This window comes from Aequitasia blattaphilus, from assembly GCF_024721305.1.
GTDB lineage: Bacteria > Bacillota > Clostridia > Lachnospirales > Lachnospiraceae > Aequitasia > Aequitasia blattaphila.
This window is the reverse complement of sequence record NZ_JAMXOD010000058.1, coordinates 1-1,371: the sequence shown is the minus strand read 5'-3', so window position 1 is coordinate 1,371 and position 1,371 is coordinate 1. Positions and strand designations below refer to the sequence as shown.

Sequence of the window (1,371 nt, the reverse complement as noted above, 5' to 3'; positions counted from 1 at the left end):
TTCAACTACTCCTACTGCCCATGCAACCGTAGAGGTTACAGACCATATCTTAAGCTGATCTTTTGCTTCACTTACTCCTAATGTTCGATTGACTACCCAGAAATAACTATCATTAAAGTATCCAAAGAATAGTGAACCAACACAGCATGCCACTGCTCCTAATAGTGGGTTTACTCCTGCTGCTATAATGATTGGTGCTGATATACTTGCTGCTGTTGTCATTGCTACTGTTCCCGAACCTTGGATAAAGCGCATTGCTGTGGAAATTAATAAGGGAAGTATAACGATTGGTATTGCTGTTCCTGCCAATCCTTCTGCCATAAAGGTTCCCAGTCCTGAATCCTTAATAATCTGACCCAGTGCTCCACCACCTCCTGTAACCAGCATAATGATTCCCGCAGACATCATACCCTTTTCCATTTCTGCAATCACTACTTTTCTTTCGAATCTTCTTGCTAAAGTGAAAATCGCTACAACTAATCCAAGTCCTACTGCTACGATTGGTTGTCCCAGGAATATTACGACTTCCATAATCCCTTCTGTTTTCCCAAGAGCTGTTGCGATTGTGTTAATCAGAATCAATAGAATCGGTATCAAAAGAGGCATAAAGGACTCTAATGCTCCTGGTATTCCTGTCATATCCATTGAAAAAGCACTGTCATAATCTGGCTCCTGATAAGGTGCATCTACAATCTCACCTTCCTCATTTGGAAGCTTATAATATTTCTTTGACAAGTACAGTCTGCTGTATGCAATACAAGCAATGGTCATTGGCAACGCCAATACAATTGATAAAAGGATAAACTTTCCTACATCCACTCCAAATATTCCGCATACTCCCAAAGGTCCTGGAGTGGGTGGAACCATGGAATGGGTAATTACCAAGCCTGCTGCCAAGGCAACTCCAAGTCCAATAACGGATTTTTTCGTTGCTTTTGAAATTGCTTTTGCAATCGGTGCCAATACCACAAATCCTGAATCACAAAAGATTGGAATGGATACAAGGAACCCTGTTAGAGCTAAGGCTTCCTCTTCTCTCTTTTTACCAAAAAGTTTAAGGAAGGTATAAGCCATTCGCTTTGCCGCTCCTGTAATCTCAAAAATCTGTCCCATCATCACACCAAAACCTATGATGATACCAATACTGCCCAGGGTTCCGCCAAACCCTGATGTAATAGAATTGATAATTCCAAAATTTTTCCCATCTTCCAATGCAATTGTCTGGAGTGGCATTCCACCAACTACTCCAACAATGATTGTACAGATAATCAGTGCCAAAAAGGCCTGCACCTTCGTCTTTAACACCAGGAAAATCAATACCACAATTCCTATTGCAAGACCTAATAACATTCTCTCTCCACTCAGTCCGTT

The 1,371-nt window shown here is 41.2% G+C and carries 1 protein-coding gene; it reads right to left on the bottom strand.

Annotated elements, in window-relative coordinates; genetic code table 11:
* Positions 1-1,371: GntP family permease (locus tag NHH15_RS15410; protein WP_262067534.1), on the bottom strand; the 1,371-nt coding region annotated here is incomplete at both ends.